Genomic DNA, 23,403 nt, shown 5'->3' on the forward strand with positions numbered 1-23,403 from the left:
TTTGACTGGGCTTATTTGTGAAACTACGAGGAGTTATCATGGCAGAAATTCATGCTTATGCCGCACGGGATGAAAAATCTCCCCTTGCCCCTTTTGAATATTCACCACGGGAAGTGCGAGATAACGACGTCAAGATTGAAATCCTTTACTGTGGTGTTTGCCACTCTGACCTTCATATGGCGCGTAATGAGTGGAGAAATACGCTCTACCCTATCGTGCCCGGACACGAAATTGTCGGACGTGTGGTTGAAGTCGGTAAGACAGCAACACAGTTTAAAGCCGGCGATTTAGTCGGAGTGGGCTGCATGGTCGACTCATGCCGGACGTGTTCAAGCTGTCAGGACGGGGAAGAAAACTATTGTGAGAATGGCTTTGTCGCGACTTATAACAGTAAAGATCGTTTTTCTGAAGCGATTACTTACGGCGGTTATGCCACGGATATTGTGGTCGATGAAGCCTTTGTACTTAAAGTTCCCGAAAATCTGGATCCTGCCGGTGTTGCGCCACTGCTTTGTGCGGGGGTCACCACCTATTCGCCATTGCGTCACTGGAATGTCGGCCCAGGACAAAAAGTGGGTATTGTCGGCTTAGGCGGTCTTGGACATATGGGCGTAAAATTGGCCCATGCAATGGGTGCTAAAGTCGTTCTATTCACGACCTCAGCCTCAAAAGTTGAAGACGGTAAACGTTTAGGCGCCGACGAAGTTGTGATCTCTAAAGATGCCGCGCAGATGGAAGCCCACGTCAATAGTTTCGATTTTATTCTGAACACCGTTGCCGCACAGCATGACCTGACGCCATTTATCCGCTTATTAAAACGTGACGGTCACCTTGCACTGGTAGGCGTGCCGGAACACGATCACCCTGCGCCAAGTGTCGCTGAGCTAATTTTCAAACGCCGTACCGTCGGCGGATCACTGATTGGAAGTATTGCGGAAACACAAGAAATGCTCGATTTTTGTGGTAAGCACAATATCACCGCAGATATTGAGTTGATTACTATCGAACAGATTAATGATGCGTATGAACGTATGTTAAAAAGTGATGTGAAATATCGCTTTGTTATCGATAATAATTCATTAAGAAAGTAAGTAATCACTTACCGTTCCCTTCCAGAGGGAACGGTATTCTCGTTAAGAGTTACCCTGTAGCGTAGCAATAATTCTACGCCCTCCGCCATGAATACGATGCTCCCCAAGCCAAATCCCTTGCCACGTGCCCAGTAGTACACGACCTCGTGAGATGGGTAGTAATAACGAGACACCTAATAACGATGATTTAATGTGGGCAGGCATATCATCGGCCCCCTCATAATCATGTTGGTAATCGCCTTTGTCTGGAACGGTACGCAAGAAATACTGCTCCATATCACTGCGAACTGTCTGATCACAATTCTCATTAAGTGTCAGCGACGCTGACGTGTGCTGTAGGAACAAATGAAGCTGTCCAACATTTACCGCTGTCATCTCAGGCAGTGCTGATAACACCTCATCAGTAATAAGATGAAATCCACGTCGCTTCTCTTTGAGCTGAATTATTTTTTGATGCCACATATGTTTCTCCTTAATCTCTTCTTTACAGTGTAGCAAGACATTCAGCGCCTTGAGTCGGGAGGTTAAAACCGTGTTCGCACTCTGCGACTCATCTTGTTGGTTAGAAGAAATAACCGTTTTCATTAGCCCGTTAGCATTAATATCTTCACACATAAAAAATTGAACTAATTCTCACTATTGATAATGAAAATGATTGTCATTATGATTCGTCATCGCTTTTATAGGCTAAGCGAAAAAACACAACAATAGCCCTAGGCTGCCCATAATAATGACAATTAGGTAAGACACATGAGATCCACATTTTCACTACCAGGAAATAAATTCTCAACGCTTTCTTTACTCGCTACCGCTATTGGATTAGCACTTACTCCACCATTAGCTTACGCCGAGGACATTGCTTCACAGACCCTCACCGTTACCGGAAAAGCCCAAACCACTTCAGACTCACAACCCCAGCCAGATCGCCACCGTTATACCGTCGAAAGCTCACGAAGCGGGACGAAAATGAATTTGACTGATAGGGATATCCCTCAATCAGTCAGTGTCATTACCGAACAGCGAATGAAGGATCAAGATCTTCGTACATTAAATGATGTGCTTAAACAAAGCCCCGGCATTTCATCAAACCAAAGTGATAGTGAACGCTATTCATACTTTGCCCGCGGTTTTTATATTAATAATTATAGCTACGATGATATTCCGGTTACCCAAGATGCACCGTGGAACTTTGGTGAAACGGATGATGATATGGCGAAGTATCAACGTGTTGATATTATCCGAGGGGCAACCGGTCTGATGTCAGGGACGGGGAACCCTTCAGCAACGATCAACTTGATCCGTAAGAAAGCAGAGAGTAAAACCTTTATTGGCGACCTGAGCACGAGCTACGGGAGTTGGAATAATCAGCGTTATGTCGCTGATCTACAAGGCCCGCTTAATGATAGCGGGACGTTGCGCGCTCGTGTTATCAGCGGCTATCAGGATCAAAATAGCCAGTTAGATCGTTATCATAAAATCTCAAAATTCTTCTATGGCGATCTGGCCGCCGATCTCACCGATCACACCACACTGGATCTGGGTTATGACTATCAACAACGTCATACCAGTAACCCGACTTGGGGGGGACTCCCTACTTGGTTTACCAATGGGGAGAAAACGCATTACAGTCGGAGCACCAACGCTGCAGCAGACTGGACGTTCTACAACACACTCGCACGTCGACAGTTCGCAAATCTCGTCACACACTTTGATAATGGCTGGGAAACGCATATCAATGCCATGCATGGTGAGACATTGATGGACAGCCGGCTTTTCTATCTCAGTGGTTTTCCCGATCAGGCAACGGGGATCTTACCATCGACTGGCTATGGCTATGCGGGCTGGTATAAAGGTATTCGTACGCAAACTGCGGTAGATGCCTTTGCTACAGGTCCCTTTACATTATTTGGGCGCCAACATCAGTTAGTCGCTGGTGTCGATTATAGTCGCCAACGCAACCGTTATGATTACTCTTCAGCGATCTACAGCCCGGCGCAGATTGGTAACTATAACCAATGGATGGGAGATATCGCCCAACCTGATTGGCCTGCATGGGCCCTCTCCTCTAACGATACGATTCGTCAACGTTCCGGTTATGTCGCCGCTCGTTTCTCGTTAACCGACCCGCTCTCATTAGTGACAGGAATGCGTTATACCGAGTACACCACTAACGGGAGTAGCGCGATGATGCAGAAAAACAATCTGACGCCTTATGGGGGAATCGTTTATGATCTTACCGATTCTCTATCTGCTTATGCCAGTTATACGTCGATCTTCCAACCGCAAACTTATCGCGACACTACCGGTCATTATTTAAAGCCGGTAACGGGTAAAAACTACGAAACGGGGCTTAAAGCGGATTGGTTAGAGAGTCGCCTGACTTCCACGCTGTCACTCTTCCGAATTGAACAGACCCATTTAGGCCAAGCTATCGCTGGTACTTATGTCAACAATAGTAGTGAAACCGCCTACCGATCGGCAAATGGCGTGGTGAGTCGTGGGGTTGAGTTTGAAGTCAATGGTGCGGTTACCGATAACCTTGCGATGACCTTTAGTGCATCGCGTTATGTCGCCCAAGACAGCAGTAAAGATCGGATTAACCCAGAACTCCCACAAACATCATTTAAACTATTCACCAGCTACCTTGTGCCTGCAATGCCTGATCTGACAGTGGGTGGCGGTATCACTTGGCAAAATGCTACCTACCAAGATACCACTGACGCGAACGGTAATACCGTACGGGTTGTCCGGGGAAGTTACCCACTGGCCGATCTGTTTGCACGTTACCAAGTGACCCGTCAGCTCTCTGTACAAGCCAATGTGAAGAATCTGTTTAATCGCGATTATTACACCAACCTAAGCAACTATGTTGTTTATGGCGAATCACGTAACTATTCAGTCAATCTTAGCTATCACTTCTAATTTGTGGTGGGGAAATCATTTCCCCACTTTTCAGGGACTCTATAGATAAGGTACTTATAATGTTAAAACAAAAATGCTTTTGTACTCCCCGGTTATTGGCGGTTGTCGCCGTAACCGCCGCGTTACTCAGCGGTTGCCAAACACATACGGCAAAAACCACGACAGTCCCCATCGTAACGACAGCGACAGCAGCAAAGCTTCCCTCTTCAGTCATGGAGAAAGTTTTAGGGGAAGGTTTATATGAAATGGTACTTTTCCCTTCAATAAACCGCTTATATGTCGCCAGTGCCCAAAGTTTTAAACAAGACAATGGCGGCGTGCTCTACAAGGTCGATCCTGAAACGCTTACGGTCGTCGGCACCACCCATACCGATTTAAAAAATTTTGGAATGGTAAGCCAACCGGGTAAAGACTTTTTCTATACCACCAACTCCGTTGATGGTACCGTCTCAAAAATTGATGTGACAAGCGGTAAAGTTTTACAGCGTTTGACGCTAAGTAAAAAGAACGATAAAGGTGAGATTGATGGCGCGCGCGAAATGTTATGGGTGGGGAATGAACTCTATATTGGCGCGGTAGCTAATCCCGGCTATATCAGTGTTGTTGATACCCAAAGTTTTAGGCTAAAAACTCGTATTACCCACGCTGGTAAATGGGTCACCGGGCTGCTTTATTCTCCTTCAACACAGCGTATTTATGCCGGTAACGGTAGCGGCGAAATAATGGTTATTAATCCGAAAACACACCATATTGAACAACGTTGGACGTCGGGTGAGAGCAAACCCAACTTGTTCCTAAATTTTGCTGAAGATCCCCATACCCACCGCCTTTTCGTGACAGATAATTCAGAGGGTAAAGCAACCTATGTGTTTGATGAACAAACGGGCAAAGTGATTAAGAAAATTCCAGGTGATAGCTTGAGCATCAAGTTCAATGCGCAGCGTAATGAGCTCTATATTAGCCAGCGTGAATCCCGACAAGTGCTTAGTGTTGATGCGACGACCTATGCCGTGAAACAGCGTTGGCATTTTGCCGGTTCACCGAATAGCTTATTACTGACTGACGACGGGAAAACGCTGTATGTCACTGTCAAACAAGACTTTAATAGCGATTTTTCTTCAAAAGGTCCAGATAGCTTAGTTCGTATCAGTTTGGAAACTAACAAATAGCGATAATAAAGGGCGCTGAATGCGCCCTTCTTCACTAGATCACGGCGGCGATAGCCGTAGCCACCTTTTCGACATTATTGAGATTGAGGCCGGCCATACACATTCTGCCACTTCCAATCAGATAGACACCGAATTCTTCACGCAAACGAGTCACTTGCGCCAGAGTTAATCCCGTGTAGCTAAACATACCACGTTGAGAGGTTAAGAAACTGAAATCCTGAGTTGGGATTTTTTGTTTTAAGGCGCTGGCTAACGCTTCACGCATGGCTTCTATACGTAAGCGCATCGCTTCAAGCTCCGCTTTCCAATCCGCAAATAGACTTTCATCGGTCAGGATAGTCGCCACGACTTTCGCGCCAAACGCCGGCGGGCTTGAGTAGTTACGACGAATTGCTGCTTTCAACTGGCCTAGCACACGATCAGCTTCCTCTGCACTGCCACATGCCACTGATAAGCCTCCCACACGTTCCCCATACAGCGAGAAGATTTTAGAGAAAGAGTTACTGACGATAACAGGTAATCCATGCTGTGCCGCCTGACGAATTACATAACAATCCGCTTCAAGACCTGCACCAAAGCCCTGATAAGCAATATCCATAAAAGGAATCAGTTTATGTGCTTTGAGGATCGTAATGGTCTCATCCCACTGTGCATTGGTTAGATCGGCACCGGTAGGGTTATGACAGCATGGATGCAGCAAGACGATACTCTGTTCAGGCAAGCTCTTTAATTTGTCGATAAACCCTTGGAAATTTACCCCTTTAGTGGTCGTATCGTACCAAGGGTAGGTATTAACCGGAAAACCAGCGCCATTAAAAATCGCAATATGGTTCTCCCAAGTCGGATCACTGACCCAAACTTGCGAGTCAGGAAAATAGCGCTTAAGAAAATCAGCCCCAACTTTTAATGCGCCTGAACCACCGAGCGTTTGGATCGTAGCAATGTTAGATGCCGCCATATTCGCACCAAATAATAATTGTGCTACGGCTTGGCGATAGTTTGGCAGCCCTTCCATAGGGAGATAGACAGATGCCTCATGAATAGAGGCTTGTAAACGCGTTTCTGCTTCAGCAACGGCGTTGAGCTGTGGAATAATACCTTGCTCGGTATAATACAAACCAATACTTAAGTTAACTTTTTCGGAACGAGGATCTTGTTTGAATTTTTCCATCAGCGATAAGATTGGATCGCCAGCATAAGCTTCAACATTCTGAAACACAGTAGATATCTCCATCATGGGGCTAAAATGCGAATAGCGCTGTTATCAGCGCGTTACTACCTTATTATCAAATGAATCAAGAATGAAGATATAATCACGTAAAATAACGTTTTGCGATGGGTTATTTCTACTCTTCGTCGTAATCCGGACCGGCATAGTTATCAAAACGCGACCATTGGCCATTAAAGGTGAGACGAACTGTCCCGATTGGCCCGTTCCGCTGTTTACCAATAATGATTTCAGCAATCCCTTTTAAATCACTATTTTCGTGATAAACCTCATCACGATAGATAAACATAATTAAGTCTGCATCCTGTTCAATCGATCCTGACTCCCGGAGGTCCGAGTTAACCGGACGTTTATCTGCCCGCTGTTCAAGAGAACGGTTAAGCTGCGATAGGGCGACGACGGGGACATTCAATTCTTTCGCCAAGGCTTTTAGCGATCGCGAAATTTCCGCAATTTCTAAGGTTCGATTTTCGGTCAATGATGGGACACGCATAAGCTGTAAGTAGTCGATCATGATCATACTCAGCCCATTGTTCTCCCGATAAATTCTGCGTGCACGAGAACGCACTTCAGTCGGCGTTAGACCCGAAGCATCATCAATAAAAATATTCTTTTTCTCTAAAAGAATTCCCATTGTGGCGGAAATACGTGCCCAATCCTCGTCGTCCAATTGACCGGTTCTGATTTTAGTTTGGTCAACACGCGAGAGGGATGCCAACATACGCATCATCAATTGTTCACTGGGCATCTCTAAGCTGAAGATAAGTACTGGTTTATCTTGTAGCATGGCGGCATTTTCGCAAAGATTCATCGCGAAAGTGGTCTTCCCCATCGAGGGACGAGCAGCAACAATGATTAAATCAGAACCCTGCAAGCCAGCGGTTTTTTTATTCAAATCTTGGTAGCCAGTATCTACGCCCGTGACCCCATCATGGGGTGTCGATACCAGCGCCTCGATTCTATTTATGGTCGCTTCGAGAATTTGCTCAATATTTTGCGGGCCTTCATTTTTATTCGCCCGTTTCTCTGCAATCTTAAATACACTCGATTCTGCGAGATCTAAAAGATCTTCACTTGAGCGCCCTTGCGGATCGAACCCTGCATCCGCGATCTCATTTGCCACCGAGATCATTTCACGCACCACGGCACGTTCGCGAACGATATCGGCATAGGCGCCAATATTGGCAGCACTTGGGGTATTTTTTGCCAATTCCGCTAAATACGCAAAGCCCCCAGATAGCTCGAGCTCTCCGCGTAGTTCCAGCGATTCTGACAGTGTAATAAGATCGATCGGTTGCCCCTGTTCCAACAACCGATGCATCTCTGAGAAAATGAGACGATGAGGACGGCTATAAAAATCTTCAGCCACGACACGCTCAGAGACATTATCCCAACGTTGGTTGTCGAGCATCAGCCCGCCTAAGACCGATTGTTCCGCTTCCACTGAATGGGGGGGCATTTTTATTCCCTCAAGCTGTTTATCTTGAGAGGTCGGTTTGTGAGAGGGTTTGTTTACAGCCATAGTGTTCATACCAATCGTCGATAAGGGGCTTGCCCATTATACGTTTTTCGCGCTAATTGTCGCCCCAAGTCTTGGTTAACCTCGGCGTGACCACATAGCCATGATTGACCTGCTTTGTGCCTTTATAAAGAGAAATAGACGGTACCGATAGCACGGATGATGGATACCCTCGATCGTTTAATCGTCGGGAGGATGTCGCCGAGCATAAAAAAGCCTCCCAAATGGGAGGCGATTTTATGTAAAAATGTAGGGACAGAAGGCACAAAAAATCTCAGTGCTTAGGAGCTATCATGGCAGAAGATAGTTAAAAAAAACTTAACTTAACTCACACTTTCTCGGTATTGCCGCGAAACTTTTGCGAGCGCTTGCTCTAGTACCTGCAAATCAGCCCCCGGTTTATGGGCGTTTTCACTCAAATGACGACGCCATTGTCGAGCGCCAGGCACCCCTTGAAATAGTCCTAACATATGACGGGTGATATGACCCAAGTAGGTACCCTGTGATAATTCTCGTTCAATATAGGGATACATTGCTTCAACGGCAGCCACACAATCAACCGGGGATGAAGTGCTAGCGAAGAGTTCACGATCAACATCAACTAACATACCCGGATTTTGATAAGCCTCGCGACCGACCATTACCCCATCTAGGTGCGTAAGATGGACCTTAGCTTCCTCAAGAGTCTTAATACCCCCATTAAGGGCAAGCGTCAGCTGTGGAAAATCTTTTTTCAATTGATAGACCCGTGGATAGTCCAAGGGCGGGATCTCACGATTTTGCTTAGGACTCAAGCCGGATAACCATGCCTTACGAGCATGGATGATAAAGGTGTCGCATTGGCCGCGCTCGGCTACTGTACCAATGAAATCACAGAGGAATTGATAGCTATCTTGCTCATCAATTCCAATACGCGTTTTAACCGTCACAGGAATAGAGACGGTTTCTTTCATCGCTTTGATGCAATCGGCCACCAGCGATGCATCCGCCATTAAGCAAGCACCAAAGCGCCCGTTTTGAACACGATCAGAAGGGCAACCGACATTTAAATTGATCTCATCATAGCCACGAGCCTCAGCAAGACGTGCCGCATGTGCGAGGTCATGAGGATCGCTACCCCCCAGTTGCAGGCAAACCGGGTGTTCTTCTTCACTGAAGGCTAAGTAGTCGCCTTTGCCATGAATGATTGCTCCCGTCGTCACCATTTCCGTATAGAGCAACGTATGGTGTGTAAGCTGACGCAAGAAATAGCGACAGTGGCGATCAGTCCAATCCAACATTGGCGCCACAGAAAAACGGTTTGTTGAATACGCCGCAGCGCTGGCAGCATGGCTATTCGCTGACGATAAGGCGTGAGAGGGATTTTTTTCAAACATATTATTATCTTAAAATCATCATATTACTGGAATATTCCCCCAGCAATGCCGATGCTTGATGAGGTGCCAGACGGGTGAATTGCAAAGACTATCACTATAACACATAAATACCCGCGCCAAGGGATGCGGTGAGGGTGGCCGGTACGCTTCGTCGATTTTTTCCCGCTCATAGAGTATTGAAGAAAAAATGCTCACACCCCCCTGCTTGTCAGTCGATAAAGGGGAGTGCATGTTCTGCGCGTAAGCTAAGAATTGTGTTAGAATCAAAGCTACAAATTCAATGATTGAGGCGTTTTATGCAGCCACGCTCTGCTAAGAAAATAATCGCTGATGCCGAACAACTCTGCATTCAGCGTGGCGTTCGATTAACTGCACAACGTGCAGAAGTGTTACGACTAATGATTGAACACCCCCATGCTATCAGTGCTTATGATTTACTCGATAAATTACGTATCAGCGAGCCCCAAGCTAAACCTCCTACTGTCTACCGAGCCTTAGATTTTTTATTGGAACAAGCTTTTATACATCGCGTCGAATCGAATAATAGTTATGTGGTGTGCCCGCACTTTGACCACCCTTCCCATAGTTCAATGCTGTTGATCTGCGACCAATGTGCATCTGTCACGGAAAGACCTGCAGAAGGGATCGAAAACGGGATTAAGGAACAGGCTAGCGTGTCAGGATTCACCTTGCGGCATAGCATTATTGAAGCGCATGGATTATGTCAGGCTTGTGCAACTATTTTACAGTGTGACGATCAAGAGCATTGCCATCACGACCATAAAAACATTACTGAACCAAAACGTAAACCTGGTCGTGCGTGATACTTAGCGCGTAAGATCAAACCAGCTGTTATTGCGTCGATGGGCTATCCAAGCATAGCCTAAAGTCACCCCTCGCAACGCTAAAAAGACCATCAGCGCTAACCATAAGCCGTGATTACCAATGACGGGCACTGAGAGTAGCGTTATCGCAAAACCGAGCGCCGCAACGAGCATGCTATTACGCATTTCTCGACCGCGTGTTGCGCCGACAAATAGTCCATCCAGTAAGTAACACCATACGCCAATAATGGGACAGATTGCCTGCCAAAATAGGTAGTGACTAGCCTCTTGTTGCAAAGAGGGCAATGAGGTCAGCAGGCGAACGATCCTTTCCCCAAAACAACCATAAATAATACAGAAAATAACCGCAACGATAGCTGCTTGCTGGCAGGCGGACTGCCATATAGCCTGTAATGCGGCACTGTTTTTCTCACCAAATGCTTCGCCTGAAACGGATTCTACCGCGTAAGCAAACCCATCCAACGCATAGGAGGTAAAGGTGATAAACATCAGCAAAATGGCATTCACCGCCACGATAGAGGTGCCCAAACGCGCGCCGATAATAGTGAAACTGATTAAGCAGAGTTGGAGTAATAAGGAACGCAATAAGATGTCGCGGTTAAGGCGAAATAATCGACTCAACCCGTGGGTTAACTCGGCCCAATGGAGCTTGAGTGATAAATGCCGCTGTCGCGCCACCCGCCATACTAAATAAAGCCCCAATAATAGGCTGAAATATTCGGCGATCACTGTCGCCCACGCCGCACCGCTAACCGCATAGTGCCAGTGCAGCACAAATAGCAGCTCTAAGAGGATATTAACAGTGTTGCCACCAATAAGCAGGATAAGCGGTGCTTTTGCGTATTGTACCCCTAATAGCCAACCGAGTATGACCATATTGGCTAAGGTTGCCGGAGCACTAAGCCAGCGGATGGAAAGAAAAATCGCGGCTTGATCCCCTGTCTTCTGCTCGGTACCCATCACCCTGAGTATCCATTCTGTCAGCGGATGATGAAATAAGGCAAAAAAAAGACCGACCGCTAAGGCAAGTAATAATGGTTGCAGCAGTGATTGGCGGAGTTTATTGGGCTGTTTTTCGCCCCACGCCTGTGCTGTGAGGCCTGTTGTTCCCATCCTTAAAAATAGGAATAACATAAAGGCAAAACTGGTCACACTGCTGCCAATCGCCACACCCGCTAAGAAGACTTCGTGGCTCAAGTGGCCGATTACCATCGTATCGACCAAGCCGAGTAACGGGACTGAGATATTAGAGAGGATCATAGGTACTGCGAGTTGCCAGAGTTTTTTGTCTGTCGCAGTCAACCCTCTTAACATGGGGATACCCCTATAGCCATTCGCCGTTACGGATAATACCGACTGCCAACCCTTCAACCATAAGACTTTGCTGGCGAGTATCGACCACAATCGGGCTGAACTCACTGTTCTCGGGTAAAAGGTGAACGATATTACCTTCTTTGTTCCAGCGTTTAACCGTGACTTCATCGTCAATACGGGCAACCACAACCTGGCCATTACGCACTTCTTGTGTTTTATGAACGGCCAGTAGATCACCATCCATAATACCAATATCTTTCATAGACATACCGCTGACCCGTAATAAAAAGTCGGCATTAGGTTTGAATAGTGCTGGATCAACATGGTAGTGGCTTTCGATATGTTCCTGCGCGAGGATCGGTTCCCCTGCGGCAACTCGCCCGATTAACGGTAGTCCCTCAGCCTCCGGCTCTTCAAGTAACAAACGAAGACCTCGTGATGCACCAGAAACAATTTCAATAACCCCTTTACGCGCCAAGGCCTTGAGATGTTCTTCGGCAGCATTTGGTGATCGAAAACCGAGTTGAGAAGCAATTTCAGCTCGGGTCGGAGGCATGCCAGTCTGATTAATATGATCACGAATCAGGTCATAAACCTGCTGCTGCCTTGTGGTTAACGCTTTCATCCGACCCCCTGGTTGTTTATACAGTCTCTGTGAGTATATACAGGTATTTTATAAATAGAAACCAGCTAAAAAGATAAATTGGTAACGATTACGAGAAATAGTGGTGCCAGCTCTCTATCAGTACGGCTATCCACACCGCCAGTGACCAGAGCAATGAGAGTAGAACCGCCGCCGATCCCATATCTTTTGCTTGACCTGAAAGCGTATGCCATTCCCCGCCAAAACGATCCACCACCGCTTCAATAGCGCTGTTCAGCAGTTCAACGACAATCACCAATACCATTGACCCTATTAGCAGTAATTTGGCTAACAAGCCCACAGGCAGTAAAATCGCAATCAAGGTTCCGACCAGCGCAAGGACTGTTTCTTGTCGAAATGCAGCTTCATGTTGCCATGCCGCACAAAAACCTTTCCATGAATAACCCGCAGCATTATAAATGCGACGCCATCCGGTGACTTGGTTAGCCATTAATCTTCCTCTCTTGTCATGATGATGCTTGCTGTGATAGACCCGATAATACATTTTTACTGGACAGATCTTCCGACCTGTTTCTGTTATTATGACTACGCTTTGCTCATTTAAGAGGCTATGAATTTATCTATGTCCGGTTGGCGTATTTTATTTTATAAATTATTAAACTTACCCCTCTCTTTTATCGTTAAAAGTCGGGTAATTCCTGGTGATCCTATTACTGAATTGGGTCTCGATTCTACGCGTCCTATTATGTACGTTTTCCCCTACGATTCCAAAACGGATTTGCTCGCATTGCGTACTCAGTGCTTGAAGCATGATCTTCCCGATCCGTTACTGCCTATTGAGATAGATGGTGTTCTATTACCCCGTTATGTTTTTATGCACGACGGGCCACGGGTATTCCCCTCGTTTACGCCACATCAAGAATCAGTGAAGATTTTTCATGACTGTCTCGATTTGCATAAAAATAACCCGTCATTGGACGTACAACTCGTCCCGGTTTCCGTGATGTTTGGTCGAGCGCCATCACGTGAAATCAATGGTGAACCCGGTCCTTCTCTACGTGAACTTAACGGTATACAAAAACTGTTTGCCGTACTGTGGTTAGGCCGCGACAGTTTCGTTCGTTTCTCTGCCAAAGTCTCAATGCGTCAAATGGCTGACGAACATGGCACCGACAAATCGATTGCCCATAAATTAGCGCGTGTGGCGCATATACACTTTGCTCGCCAACGCTTAGCCGCAGTTGGGCCGAGCCTGCCAGCACGCCAACAGCTATTTTCAAAACTCCTGCAATCGCCCGCGATTGCCAAAGCCGTCGAGGATGAAGCTCGATCTAAAAAAATCACGCTCGATCAAGCACAAAAAAATGCGGTCGAAATGATGGAAGAAATCGCGGCGGATTTTACTTACGAAGCTATTCGTATTACTGATCGTGTAATGAGTTGGCTGTGGAGCCGATTATATAAAGGTATTACGGTCAATGGTGGCGAGCGTATCCGCCAACTGGCACAAGATGGCCATGAACTGGTCTATGTACCTTGTCACCGTAGCCATATGGACTATCTGCTACTTTCCTATGTGCTTTACCACCAAGGGTTAGTGCCACCGCACATTGCGGCAGGGATCAACCTCAATTTCTGGCCGGCTGGCCCGATATTCCGCCACCTTGGGGCTTTCTTTATCCGCCGGACATTTAAGGGCAATAAACTGTATTCCACGGTATTCCGTGAATATTTAGGTGAGCTATTTAGTCGTGGATATTCTGTCGAATATTTTGTCGAGGGTGGGCGTTCGCGTACTGGCCGCTTACTTGATCCGAAAACCGGCACTTTAACTATGACCCTACAAGCCATGCTACGAGGAACCAACCGCCCTATTACACTCGTTCCGATTTATATCGGTTATGAGCATGTTATGGAGGTTGCGACTTATGCAAAAGAGTTGCGGGGAGCCGCGAAGGAAAAAGAAGGCTTCATGCAAATGCTGCGGGGGTTAAGAAAGCTGCGCAATCTCGGTGAGGGATTTGTTAACTTTGGTGAACCATTACCGCTCAATACTTATCTCAATCAACATGTTCCAGAATGGCGTAATGATATTGACCCTATCGAAGTCCAACGCCCAACCTGGCTAACCCCCGTTGTGAATGATATCGCGGAACAGCTTATGACTCGTATCAACAATGCGGGCGCTGCAAATGCGATGAATTTATGTGTGACGGCATTATTGGCCTCGCGTCAGCGCTCCTTGACTCGCGAGCAATTACTTGACCAACTCTCCTGCTACAGCGATCTCTTGCGAAATGTTCCTTATTCCTCGGAATCAACACTCCCGGAGATGACGCCTCAAGAGCTGCTCGATCATGCGCTTGAAATGAACAAGTTTTCGATTGAGCAAGATACTTTAGGTGAAATCATTGTACTGCCTCGAGAACAAGCGGTGTTGATGACCTATTATCGTAATAATATTCATCATCTATTAGTCTTACCTTCGTTATTAGCCAGCATTATTCTTCAACATAAATCCCTGAGCTATGACGAACTCTGCAAGCAGGTCAAACTTATCTACCCAATGTTAAAGCGTGAGCTTTTCCTGCATTGGAATGATGAGCAGTTAACACAAACCATTAATTTATTACTGAGTGAGTTAAGTCGTCAGCAGCTCATTACAGAAAGTGAAGGCGTTATTACATCCACATCGACATCGCGTTATCGCACACTTCAGCTGCTTGCAGCCGGTGTTCGTGAAACACTACAACGTTATGCAATAACCTTTACGATTTTAAGCGCCAGACCCACCATTAACCGCGGTACGTTAGAAAAAGAGAGCCGAACTCTGGCTCAACGACTTTCCGTTCTGCATGGTATCAATGCCCCTGAATTTTTCGATAAAGCGGTATTTACTGGATTGGTATTAACGTTACGTGATGAAGGTTATATCAGTGATCGTGATGATGCAGATATCCAAAAATCGATCGTGATGCGTAATCTGCTTTTAGATTTGATGGGGCGTGATGTACGGCAAACGATTGAAAATGCCGATACGGTAACGCAAGACAGTCACAATAGTTAAAGGATAAAAAAAGGCGACCTCAGGTCGCCTTTTCATTTAGGCCGATTACATTAAGTTAATAAAAGGCAGCATATTGACGATAATCCCGACAAAAATCGCTAATCCTACATAATTATTATTTAAAAATGCTTGGAAACACGCAGCGCGTTCACGATGGAAAATCAGCTTTTGTTGCCAGACAAACAGCACTGCCGCCACCGCTAAACCGAGATAATAAAAGATATTGAGGTGTAACATCCTACCAACCAGCACCATCAGAAATAGCGTAATAAATTGCAATAAACCAATGATAGCGCGGTCATGTCGGCCAAAAAGAATAGCGGTAGATTTTACTCCAATCTTGAGATCGTCATTTCGATCTACCATTGCATATTGCGTATCATAAGCAACCGTCCAACACACATTCGCGGCAAAAAGCAGCCAGCAAACCGTCGGTACCGTTCCGGTGACGGCAGCCCAAGACATCGGTATCGCCCAACCAAAAGCCGCGCCCAGTACCACTTGTGGCAAATGTGTGTAGCGTTTCATAAAGGGATATACAGATGCCAGTAAAACCCCACCTACCGATAACAGAATCGTCATTCTGTTCATACTCAGAACCAGTAGGAAAGAACAGAGCACCAGTACAATAAATAGTCGCTTTGCTTCTTTGGCTGTGATGCGTCCACTGGCGAGAGGACGATGTTTTGTTCGCTCAACATGCCCATCAATATTGCGATCCGCGTAGTCATTAATGACGCATCCGGCGGCACGCATAAAGATGACCCCGAGCGTAAATACCACAAGCACCGATACCGGTGGGAACGACATGCCGGATAACCACAATGCCCAGAACGTTGGCCAAAGTAGGAGAAGGGTACCAATCGGCTTATCCAGCCGCATAAGTTGTCGATACGCGTTTATTTTTGAACGGGTAGCAGAGTACACGCTGAAGATCCTTTTGCCGATGACTGATAGAGGGGTGAATCAGGTAAAAAAATTTCGGTTAATAATAGCGGTTTTTTGGCAAGGCGTAATAAAGAACGCCGTGCCCATAATCCACCGATTATTCCGGGATTTAAATAATCTCGACTCAATGATGTATTTTGAAATAAATAATGTCCCAAAGGGCGATTACCCAATGCCGTTAACGCTGTCTCCGGCCCCTGTAAGGTATTTTCGGGAATAACGGTTCTCCCAGCTAACCAGGGAGAACCGTCCGCAATCAGTTGTACTTCTCTTAACCAAAAGCGCTGATCGTTGGCGTGCGGCCTCAATAAAGATTGCTCATCCGCAGAGAGCCCGAGCGCCGTAATAAAGCCTTCTTTGACGATAGAAACCTCTAACACTCGACACAGCGCTTCTAAACGTGCCGTCATCGAGGACTCATCCACCAGCCAAGAGTAGATTTCGGGTAAACACGCTGTTGCGGAAAGCGCAGAAAAATGGTCAGTGAGTAATGTCTCCACCGGCTGATAACCCATGAAATAATCCGTATTTACTCAGAAATGAACATAATCATACCAGAATACCACTGAATCTTCTGCGAAAAGCCGTCCTGCATATCCTTATTCGCGCTTTAACCGGCGGCTATTCGCTAACCATAAGGTCACGACTAATACCAAAATTGCCGCTGAATAAATCAGAGTATCTAAGGGGTTTTTATGGTCAACAATGATCAGCCGCACAATAGCGGTAATGCCAATATAAATAAAATAGCGTAAGGGGAAATGATACCCTGATAGGAAGTATTTGATAATTAAGGCTATAAACTCAAAGTAGAGAAAGTAGATAACAATACCCTCTATCAAGAGGTAAGAGGATTGCTCTTCACCACGATGAAAAAGTACCGTTACTAGGTTATAGGTCTCTTTCCCCAAAAAAATAGCCAGAATGGCGGCTAAAACGATAAGTCCAATATTAAGTACCCATTGTAAAATATTGGCGATAATGCGAGGTATTTTTGAAATAACAACTTGATCATTCATTATTTTTTCTCATTTTTATAAGAAGCGAGCTGAAAAATAATAATGCTTTAATGTGACAGATATCTCAATAACTACTGACTTTTAATCAAAAAAAGCGGCGTTTAAGCCGCTTTTTTCTGTAATCACTTAACTTAACGCCACGATTTATAGTGATTGATCAGTCCATTGGTTGAGCTGTCATGGGAGCTGATAACATCATCGACTTTTAACTCAGGCAGAATGCGGTTAGCCAGTTGCTTCCCTAGCTCCACTCCCCACTGGTCAAACGTGAAAATATTCAGTATTGCCCCTTGGGTAAAGATTTTATGCTCGTACATCGCGATTAAAGCACCGAGACTATAGGGGGTGATCTCTTTTAATAAAATCGAGTTAGTCGGACGATTCCCTTCAAAAACTTTAAAAGGAACAATGTGTGCAACGTCTTGCAGCGACTTCCCTGCTTCGACAAACTCTTTTTCAACTGCATCTTTCGTTTTACCAAATGCTAAGGCTTCGGTTTGTGCAAAGAAGTTAGACAGTAGTTTGTCGTGATGATCACTCAGCGGGTTATGGCTGATAGCCGGGGCGATAAAATCACAAGGGATCATTTTGGTCCCTTGGTGAATCAATTGGTAAAAAGCATGTTGACCATTAGTGCCCGGTTCACCCCAAATGATTGGGCCAGTTTGGTAATTCACCGGATTGCCATCACGATCGACATATTTCCCGTTAGATTCCATATTACCTTGCTGAAAATAGGCAGCAAAACGGTGAAGATATTGATCGTAGGGAAGAATCGCTTCTGTTTCCGCACCAAAGAAATTGTTATACCACAGACCAATCAGTGCCAAGGTCACCGGTAAGTTATCTTTGGCTGGTGTCTGAGAAAAGTGTTTATCCATGGCATGTGCACCGGATAACAGCTGCTCAAAGTTATCAAAACCAATAGACAGGGCGATAGAGAGACCGATGGCCGACCATAAGGAGTAACGTCCGCCCACCCAGTCCCAAAATTCAAACATATTGTCAGTATCAATACCAAATTCGCTGACGGCAGAACTATTGGTGGAGAGTGCGGCAAAGTGCTTAGCAACGTGCTCTTCGTCACCCGCTTGTGCAAGGAACCAATCACGAGCACTGTGTGCGTTAGTCATAGTTTCTTGCGTGGTAAACGTTTTTGAGGCCACAAGGAATAGCGTGGTCTCAGGGTTAAGAGGTTTTAAGGTTTCGGCAATATGCGTGGCATCGACATTTGAGACAAAGTGCATGGAAAGATGGTTTTTATAAGGTCTCAAGGCTTCGGTGACCATAAATGGCCCAAGGTCTGATCCACCAATCCCAATATTGACCACATCAGTGATGGCTTTACCGGTATACCCTTTCCACTCACCGCTAATGATACGCGAAGAGAACTGTTTCATTTTTTCCAGCACAGCATTCACTTCGGGCATAACGTCTTTGCCATCGACATAGATCGGCGTATTGCTGCGGTTACGTAAAGCGACGTGCAGTACGGCACGGTCTTCAGTGTGGTTAATTTTCTCTCCCGCGAACATCGAGGCAATCGCACCAGATAAGTCGCACTCTTCCGCCAAAGTCAGAAGTTTATCCAACGTTTCTTGAGTGATACGGTTTTTTGAATAGTCGACTAAAATTTTATCTTCAAAGGTTGACGAAAAATGAGAAAAACGTTGAGGATCTTGAGCAAAAAGCGAGGCAATGTCCGTTTCATTGATTGTTTGAAAATGCTGCTCTAACGCTTTCCATGCTGCTGTTTGTGTAGGATTAATATTTTTCATAACCACACTCTTAGTTAGTTAATAAACTGTCGACAGAGATAAACCTCGCACACGCTTCGCGGGCAGTTAGTCCATGCCTGGGTTGTCGTTCGACACACTGGTGCCGTCACTGCCATCTTGACTGAATTTATCCAAGATAACCATGCGTTAGCCACTAGGGTGCCTCTTAATTATCCCTTACTCTAGAACGTCCTCATCAAGGAGATTTGCTAGGAGGTGCTATTTAGCGCCTAAATAATCAGCTCGATTTCCATAATAGTAGAAAACTTTACTATTAAATTTCTGTGATAAACGATTTAGCGTTGACAGCACCGGTATTAAACGATATTTCTACTCAATGGCGTATTAACGCCGTAATCAGAAGAGGCGCATCACCCAGGCAGTATGTCGGAGAATCCGTGTTCCATGACGACATATCAGGGGGAGTGATGCCGAGACACTAAACAGACGGACTGTTTAGTTGTCGGCTACAGGGGCTGAATCCCTTGAGCTGTCACCAAGGCATCAATTGATGTTAATGACGTTAGGTGGGGGGCTTCTGAGTCGAAAGCGCTGATGCTTTATCGTCCTCCCTCACCTAAAAATGAATTGTTCGTTGATAATTTTAGAATCGAGGGTGTAAAGCATGTCCCAATCCACATTCATTGTGGCAAAATTCGGTGGTACCAGTGTTGCTGATTTTGAAGCAATGTCACGCAGTGCCGATATTGTACTCAGTTATCCAGAAGTCAAACTTGTTGTTTTGTCGGCGTCTGCTGGTGTCACCAATCTTCTCGTTGAACTCGCCTCAGGTCAAGAAGCTGCTCGTCGCGCATTTTTACTCGATGAAGTCCGTCGTATTCAGTATGCCATCGTCGATAATCTGAGTAGTGCTGACGTTGTTCGCGATGAAATTGACCGCATCCTCGAAAGTATTACAACTCTCTCTGAAGCCGCTTCACTGGCGACCTCCCTTGCCCTGACCGATGAACTTGTTAGTCACGGTGAATTGATGTCTACCCTACTGTTTACCGAACTTATCCGTGAAAGAAAGGTATCAGTGAAATGGTTTGATGTACGTAAGATTATGCGTACTAATGATCGTTTTGGTAACGCAGAACCCGATCTTAAGGCCTTAGGTGAGCTTTCTAGCCTACACCTTGCTCCGCTGCTTAATGATAATCTGGTGATTACCCAAGGGTTTATTGGTTGTGAAAGTAAAGGGCGCACCACCACTTTAGGCCGTGGTGGCAGTGACTATACCGCCGCTTTGCTTGGCGAGGCGATTAAAGCAAGCCGAATCGATATATGGACGGATGTAACGGGTATTTTTTCCACCGACCCAAGAGTCGTTCCTACCGCGAAACGTATTGCAGAGATTTCATTTGAAGAGGCCGCTGAAATGGCGACCTTTGGTGCGAAAGTATTGCATCCCGCCACCCTCCTTCCCGCAGTACGCAATAATATTCCTGTTTTTGTCGGCTCAAGCAAAGCCCCTAACGATGGCGGTACTTTTGTTTACCACGAGACGAATGAGAAACCGTTATTTAGAGCCCTGACCTTACGTCGGCGTCAGACATTATTGACGCTGCACAGTCTGAAAATGCTCCACGCACGAGGTTTCTTAGCTGAAGTTTTTGCCGTTTTAGCACGCCATAATATTTCTGTGGATTTAATTACCACATCGGAGGTCAGTATTGCTCTAACCCTTGATACGGCCAATACCAGTGGCCAGGCTCGTGGTTTACTGACTCAGGCGCTGCTGACCGAGCTATCCACACTATGTCGTGTTGAAGTTGAAGAAGACTTATCGTTAGTGGCATTAATTGGTAATCATCTTTCGCAATCACCAGGGGTGGGCAAAAAGGTTTTTGGCGTGCTATCGGACTTTAATTTGCGTTTAATTTGTTATGGTGCAAGTGAAAATAATCTCTGTTTCTTACTGCCAAGTAAGGACGCGGAAGCAGCGGTTCAAACATTGCACCAACATCTTTTTGAGTAAGGAACAATGATGTTAGCCATGTTTACCAGGCTATTTCCACTTTGGGCAGTCTTGCTTTCTGCTATCGCTTATTGGCGGCCAGCAACTTTTACCCCGGTGGGTCCTTGGGTCAGCGAATTACTAATGCTGATTATGTTTGGAATGGGCGTTACCCTGAGTTTTGATGACTTTCGCCGAGTGTTAACGCGTCCTGCTCCTGTATTAGCTGGGACGTTTTTACACTACTTGGTGATGCCCGCAGCCGCTTATGGACTCGCTAAGGTGATGCATATGCCTGCAGATCTCGCCGCGGGAATGATTTTGGTAGGTAGCGTTGCCAGTGGCACAGCCTCAAATGTGATGATTTACCTCGCTAAAGGCGATGTCGCGCTCTCGGTCACTATCTCCTCGGTGTCAGCATTAGTGGGCGTGATTGCCACGCCGTTGCTGACCCGCTTATATGTCGATACGGCTATTCAAGTCGATATTGCCGGTATGTTATGGAGTATTGTGAAGATAGTGCTAATCCCTATTGGATTGGGGTTGATCGTGCACCATCGCTGTAAAAAAGCCGTTGATCGTGTCGAGCCTTATCTTCCCACTTTGTCGATGATCGCTATTCTTCTGATTATTGCAGCGGTGGTCGCAGGAAGTCAGAACTTTATCACTCAGGTTGGCGTTACCGTTATTATTGCCGTTATTCTGCATAATGCTATTGGGCTGATTGCTGGATACTGGGGAGGTAAATTATTTGGCTTCGATGAGTCAGTATGTCGAACGTTAGCGCTGGAAGTCGGTATGCAAAACTCTGGATTGGCGGCAACTTTAGGTAAGATTTACTTCTCGCCATTGGCAGCACTGCCAGGCGCACTCTTCTCTGTGTGGCATAATATCTCTGGTTCTCTACTTTCAGGATATTGGTCAGGGAAGAAAACCCCTTAAAAGCAATAAGGCTCGACAGTAAAATACTGTCGAGCCTTACTATTCGTTAGCTATATCCCGCTTTTCGCCATAAACCAGAAAACGCATCGGCTCTTTTCCTCTCGCTCAATAAGACAATACAGCGCAGCCAAGTGTCACTGTTTTGTTTATTGGGTCAGGTCACAAGACCAAAAGGCATTAAGCCTACCCCCAAGATCCGCATTATGCCAAATCAAAAACGACGTATCGCCCAAACTCATATAGCGAAATTATAGGATAAGTAAAGCGCGGTCGATATTCATGATCAAATAGCCTTATTCCAAAGTAGGGTTCATCTCACGAAGGTCAAAAGGTGTAATTTGATAAACATAGTAATTAAGCCAATTAGCAAATAAGAGATGGCCGTGGCTGCGCCAGGCGGCTTTAGGTTTTTTACTTGCATCGTTGTGTGGGAAGTAATTTTCGGGAAGTACTGGCTGTAGCCCTGCCTCCCGATCACGAAGATACTCAGCACCTAACGTATCAGCATCATATTCAGGATGGCCCGTCACGAGAACTAAACGCTTATCCCGAGATGCCATCAAATAAGCCCCCGCTTGTTCAGATGTCGCTAATATATCTAAGTCGGTAAAGGCTTTAATCGTTTCTACGGGAAAAGCTGCATAACGTGAATGCGGAGCAAGAAAAGTTTCATCAAAACCCCGTGTCAGGAGAGCATGAGGTTCCAAATTTATGTGCTCGTAAACCCCTGATAGTTTTTTATCTAATGTTTGCTTCGGTAGGTCATAAAGAATGTTCAGTGCGGCTTGTACCGCCCAACAGATACAGAGTGTTGAGGTGACATGTTTTTTCGCCCAACTTAAGATTTCACTGATCTGCGGCCAATAAGCGACATCATCAAAGTCAACCAGGCCCAGTGGAGCACCGGTAATAATCAACCCATCATAATTATTGTCTTTGATGTCTTCAAAATTACGATAAAAAGTATTCAGATGCTCTGTGGGAGTATTGCGTGACTCACGATTATCAATACGCAAAAGTTGGATATCAAGTTGTAAAGGTGAATTAGACAATAAGCGAAGAAATTGATTTTCAGTTTCAATTTTCTTCGGCATTAAATTGAGGATCAGTACCTTCAAAGGGCGAATATTTTGCAGATGGGCGCGCGTATCTGTCATAACAAATACATTCTCATTACGCAAAAAATTCACTGCAGGGAGTTCATCAGGTACTTTAATCGGCATAACACTTAATCCTCGAATTCTATTTTAGACGTCCAGATAGCCAATATAACGTGGTCGTGTAACAGTGTCGAGAAATGGAAGGGATAGGTGAAATAATTTCAGCTTAACTTAGCAAAAAAAGGAAAAAGCAAAAAGGCCACCCTATTGGGTGGCCTCTTCTAAAAGGATCCTGGCAGTTCCCTACTCTCGCATGGGGAGACCCCACACTACCATCGGCGCTACGGCGTTTCACTTCTGAGTTCGGCATGGGGTCAGGTGGGACCACCGCGCTAGTGCCGCCAGGCAAATTCTGTATTTTTCCGAACTCATGCTATTTGTATCTGGTGCTGATACCCAGAGTCGAACTGGGGACCTCACCCTTACCAAGGGTGCGCTCTACCAACTGAGCCATATCAGCA

The 23,403-nt window shown here is 45.8% G+C and carries 19 protein-coding genes, 1 tRNA gene, 1 rRNA gene and 1 riboswitch; of the genes, 7 read left to right on the forward strand and 14 right to left on the reverse strand.

Going from position 1 to position 23,403, the window contains the following annotated elements:
• Positions 1 to 38: 38 nt before the first annotated feature.
• Positions 39 to 1,091 (forward strand): NAD(P)-dependent alcohol dehydrogenase, encoded by a 1,053-nt coding sequence (locus HGT73_RS07470; protein ID WP_214213230.1) that lies wholly within the window; start codon positions 39 to 41, stop codon positions 1,089 to 1,091.
• A gap of 42 nt (positions 1,092 to 1,133) precedes the next feature.
• Here the strand turns inward: HGT73_RS07470 and HGT73_RS07475 are convergent, their stop codons facing one another.
• Complete coding sequence (locus tag HGT73_RS07475) at positions 1,134 to 1,553, reverse strand: secondary thiamine-phosphate synthase enzyme YjbQ (RefSeq protein ID WP_214213282.1); 420 nt, start codon at positions 1,551 to 1,553, stop codon at positions 1,134 to 1,136.
• 288 nt (positions 1,554 to 1,841) lie between these two features.
• Between HGT73_RS07475 and fhuE the strand changes: the two genes are divergently transcribed.
• Together fhuE and HGT73_RS07485 are read left to right on the forward strand one after the other, a co-directional pair.
• Positions 1,842 to 4,013, forward strand: a complete 2,172-nt coding sequence (gene fhuE / locus HGT73_RS07480) for a ferric-rhodotorulic acid/ferric-coprogen receptor FhuE (RefSeq protein WP_214213232.1) — start codon at positions 1,842 to 1,844, stop codon at positions 4,011 to 4,013.
• 59 nt (positions 4,014 to 4,072) lie between these two features.
• On the forward strand, positions 4,073 to 5,182 hold the full coding sequence (locus tag HGT73_RS07485) for a YncE family protein (RefSeq protein WP_214213234.1): 1,110 nt from the start codon (positions 4,073 to 4,075) through the stop codon (positions 5,180 to 5,182).
• Between the two features lie 34 nt (positions 5,183 to 5,216).
• On the opposite strand, the gene HGT73_RS07490 is transcribed toward HGT73_RS07485, so the two are convergent.
• From HGT73_RS07490 to dusA, 3 genes are all read right to left on the reverse strand, one after another.
• Entirely contained in the window at positions 5,217 to 6,401 is a 1,185-nt protein-coding gene (locus HGT73_RS07490) for an amino acid aminotransferase (protein WP_214213236.1), read from the reverse strand.
• 127 nt (positions 6,402 to 6,528) lie between these two features.
• Complete coding sequence (dnaB, locus tag HGT73_RS07495; RefSeq protein ID WP_214213238.1) at positions 6,529 to 7,932, reverse strand: replicative DNA helicase; 1,404 nt, start codon at positions 7,930 to 7,932, stop codon at positions 6,529 to 6,531.
• A gap of 320 nt (positions 7,933 to 8,252) precedes the next feature.
• Positions 8,253 to 9,305, reverse strand: a complete 1,053-nt coding sequence (gene dusA, locus HGT73_RS07500; protein WP_214213240.1) for a tRNA dihydrouridine(20/20a) synthase DusA — start codon at positions 9,303 to 9,305, stop codon at positions 8,253 to 8,255.
• Positions 9,306 to 9,601: 296 nt separating this feature from the next.
• On the opposite strand from dusA, the gene zur reads away from it, so the two are divergent.
• Positions 9,602 to 10,129, forward strand: a complete 528-nt coding sequence (gene zur / locus HGT73_RS07505) for a zinc uptake transcriptional repressor Zur (protein ID WP_214213242.1) — start codon at positions 9,602 to 9,604, stop codon at positions 10,127 to 10,129.
• A gap of 3 nt (positions 10,130 to 10,132) precedes the next feature.
• Here zur and dinF read toward each other — a convergent pair whose 3' ends face one another.
• The 3 genes from dinF to HGT73_RS07520 all read right to left on the reverse strand — a co-directional run bounded on the left by dinF (position 10,133) and on the right by HGT73_RS07520 (position 12,558).
• Positions 10,133 to 11,464: an MATE family efflux transporter DinF gene (gene dinF / locus HGT73_RS07510; RefSeq protein WP_214213243.1), complete on the reverse strand. Its 1,332-nt coding sequence runs from the start codon at positions 11,462 to 11,464 to the stop codon at positions 10,133 to 10,135.
• A gap of 10 nt (positions 11,465 to 11,474) precedes the next feature.
• On the reverse strand, positions 11,475 to 12,089 hold the full coding sequence (gene lexA, locus HGT73_RS07515; RefSeq protein ID WP_214213245.1) for a transcriptional repressor LexA: 615 nt from the start codon (positions 12,087 to 12,089) through the stop codon (positions 11,475 to 11,477).
• A gap of 88 nt (positions 12,090 to 12,177) precedes the next feature.
• Entirely contained in the window at positions 12,178 to 12,558 is a 381-nt protein-coding gene (locus tag HGT73_RS07520; RefSeq protein WP_214213247.1) for a diacylglycerol kinase, read from the reverse strand.
• A 132-nt stretch (positions 12,559 to 12,690) separates the two neighbouring features.
• Between HGT73_RS07520 and plsB the strand changes: the two genes are divergently transcribed.
• Positions 12,691 to 15,135, forward strand: coding sequence for a glycerol-3-phosphate 1-O-acyltransferase PlsB (plsB, locus tag HGT73_RS07525; RefSeq protein WP_214213284.1), 2,445 nt, complete (start codon positions 12,691 to 12,693; stop codon positions 15,133 to 15,135).
• Between the two features lie 45 nt (positions 15,136 to 15,180).
• Here plsB and ubiA read toward each other — a convergent pair whose 3' ends face one another.
• The 4 genes from ubiA to pgi form a co-directional block, all read right to left on the reverse strand.
• Entirely contained in the window at positions 15,181 to 16,062 is an 882-nt protein-coding gene (gene ubiA / locus HGT73_RS07530) for a 4-hydroxybenzoate octaprenyltransferase (RefSeq protein ID WP_338110791.1), read from the reverse strand.
• Positions 16,035 to 16,598, reverse strand: a complete 564-nt coding sequence (gene ubiC, locus HGT73_RS07535; RefSeq protein ID WP_214213249.1) for a chorismate lyase — start codon at positions 16,596 to 16,598, stop codon at positions 16,035 to 16,037. The genes ubiA and ubiC overlap by 28 nt, the downstream gene beginning before the upstream one ends.
• A gap of 84 nt (positions 16,599 to 16,682) precedes the next feature.
• Positions 16,683 to 17,102, reverse strand: a complete 420-nt coding sequence (gene psiE / locus HGT73_RS07540) for a phosphate-starvation-inducible protein PsiE (protein WP_214213251.1) — start codon at positions 17,100 to 17,102, stop codon at positions 16,683 to 16,685.
• Between the two features lie 131 nt (positions 17,103 to 17,233).
• Positions 17,234 to 18,880 (reverse strand): glucose-6-phosphate isomerase, encoded by a 1,647-nt coding sequence (pgi, locus tag HGT73_RS07545; RefSeq protein ID WP_214213253.1) that lies wholly within the window; start codon positions 18,878 to 18,880, stop codon positions 17,234 to 17,236.
• A gap of 353 nt (positions 18,881 to 19,233) precedes the next feature.
• Positions 19,234 to 19,426, forward strand: a riboswitch (Lysine riboswitch).
• Positions 19,427 to 19,505: 79 nt separating this feature from the next.
• Between pgi and lysC the strand changes: the two genes are divergently transcribed.
• Both lysC and panS read left to right on the forward strand, forming a co-directional pair.
• A complete protein-coding gene (lysC, locus tag HGT73_RS07550) occupies positions 19,506 to 20,861 on the forward strand; it encodes a lysine-sensitive aspartokinase 3 (protein ID WP_214213255.1) in 1,356 nt (451 codons plus the stop codon).
• Between the two features lie 9 nt (positions 20,862 to 20,870).
• On the forward strand, positions 20,871 to 21,782 hold the full coding sequence (panS, locus tag HGT73_RS07555) for a ketopantoate/pantoate/pantothenate transporter PanS (protein WP_214213257.1): 912 nt from the start codon (positions 20,871 to 20,873) through the stop codon (positions 21,780 to 21,782).
• Positions 21,783 to 22,075: 293 nt separating this feature from the next.
• On the opposite strand, the gene metA is transcribed toward panS, so the two are convergent.
• The 3 genes from metA to HGT73_RS07570 form a co-directional block, all read right to left on the reverse strand.
• On the reverse strand, positions 22,076 to 23,005 hold the full coding sequence (gene metA, locus HGT73_RS07560; RefSeq protein WP_214213259.1) for a homoserine O-acetyltransferase MetA: 930 nt from the start codon (positions 23,003 to 23,005) through the stop codon (positions 22,076 to 22,078).
• A gap of 167 nt (positions 23,006 to 23,172) precedes the next feature.
• Positions 23,173 to 23,288: ribosomal RNA gene (gene rrf / locus HGT73_RS07565) — 5S ribosomal RNA — on the reverse strand.
• Positions 23,289 to 23,326: 38 nt separating this feature from the next.
• Positions 23,327 to 23,402, reverse strand: a tRNA-Thr gene (locus tag HGT73_RS07570).
• Between the last annotated feature and the right edge of the window lies 1 nt (position 23,403).

Origin of the sequence: Rosenbergiella australiborealis, assembly GCF_018494035.1 — a bacterium.
Taxonomy (GTDB): domain Bacteria; phylum Pseudomonadota; class Gammaproteobacteria; order Enterobacterales; family Enterobacteriaceae; genus Rosenbergiella; species Rosenbergiella australiborealis.

Coding starts and splice junctions, on each gene's coding strand:
- HGT73_RS07520 (WP_214213247.1), bottom strand. CDS start 12,558: ATGGCTAACCAAGTCACCGGATGGCGTCGCATTTATAATGCTGCGGGT.
- pgi (WP_214213253.1), bottom strand. CDS start 18,880: ATGAAAAATATTAATCCTACACAAACAGCAGCATGGAAAGCGTTAGAG.
- HGT73_RS07475 (WP_214213282.1), bottom strand. CDS start 1,553: ATGTGGCATCAAAAAATAATTCAGCTCAAAGAGAAGCGACGTGGATTT.
- psiE (WP_214213251.1), bottom strand. CDS start 17,102: ATGAATGATCAAGTTGTTATTTCAAAAATACCTCGCATTATCGCCAAT.
- fhuE (WP_214213232.1), top strand. CDS start 1,842: ATGAGATCCACATTTTCACTACCAGGAAATAAATTCTCAACGCTTTCT.
- HGT73_RS07485 (WP_214213234.1), top strand. CDS start 4,073: ATGTTAAAACAAAAATGCTTTTGTACTCCCCGGTTATTGGCGGTTGTC.
- dusA (WP_214213240.1), bottom strand. CDS start 9,305: ATGTTTGAAAAAAATCCCTCTCACGCCTTATCGTCAGCGAATAGCCAT.
- HGT73_RS07470 (WP_214213230.1), top strand. CDS start 39: ATGGCAGAAATTCATGCTTATGCCGCACGGGATGAAAAATCTCCCCTT.
- ubiC (WP_214213249.1), bottom strand. CDS start 16,598: ATGGGTTATCAGCCGGTGGAGACATTACTCACTGACCATTTTTCTGCG.
- zur (WP_214213242.1), top strand. CDS start 9,602: ATGCAGCCACGCTCTGCTAAGAAAATAATCGCTGATGCCGAACAACTC.
- panS (WP_214213257.1), top strand. CDS start 20,871: ATGTTAGCCATGTTTACCAGGCTATTTCCACTTTGGGCAGTCTTGCTT.
- dinF (WP_214213243.1), bottom strand. CDS start 11,464: ATGTTAAGAGGGTTGACTGCGACAGACAAAAAACTCTGGCAACTCGCA.
- dnaB (WP_214213238.1), bottom strand. CDS start 7,932: ATGGCTGTAAACAAACCCTCTCACAAACCGACCTCTCAAGATAAACAG.
- lexA (WP_214213245.1), bottom strand. CDS start 12,089: ATGAAAGCGTTAACCACAAGGCAGCAGCAGGTTTATGACCTGATTCGT.
- plsB (WP_214213284.1), top strand. CDS start 12,691: ATGTCCGGTTGGCGTATTTTATTTTATAAATTATTAAACTTACCCCTC.
- lysC (WP_214213255.1), top strand. CDS start 19,506: ATGTCCCAATCCACATTCATTGTGGCAAAATTCGGTGGTACCAGTGTT.
- metA (WP_214213259.1), bottom strand. CDS start 23,005: ATGCCGATTAAAGTACCTGATGAACTCCCTGCAGTGAATTTTTTGCGT.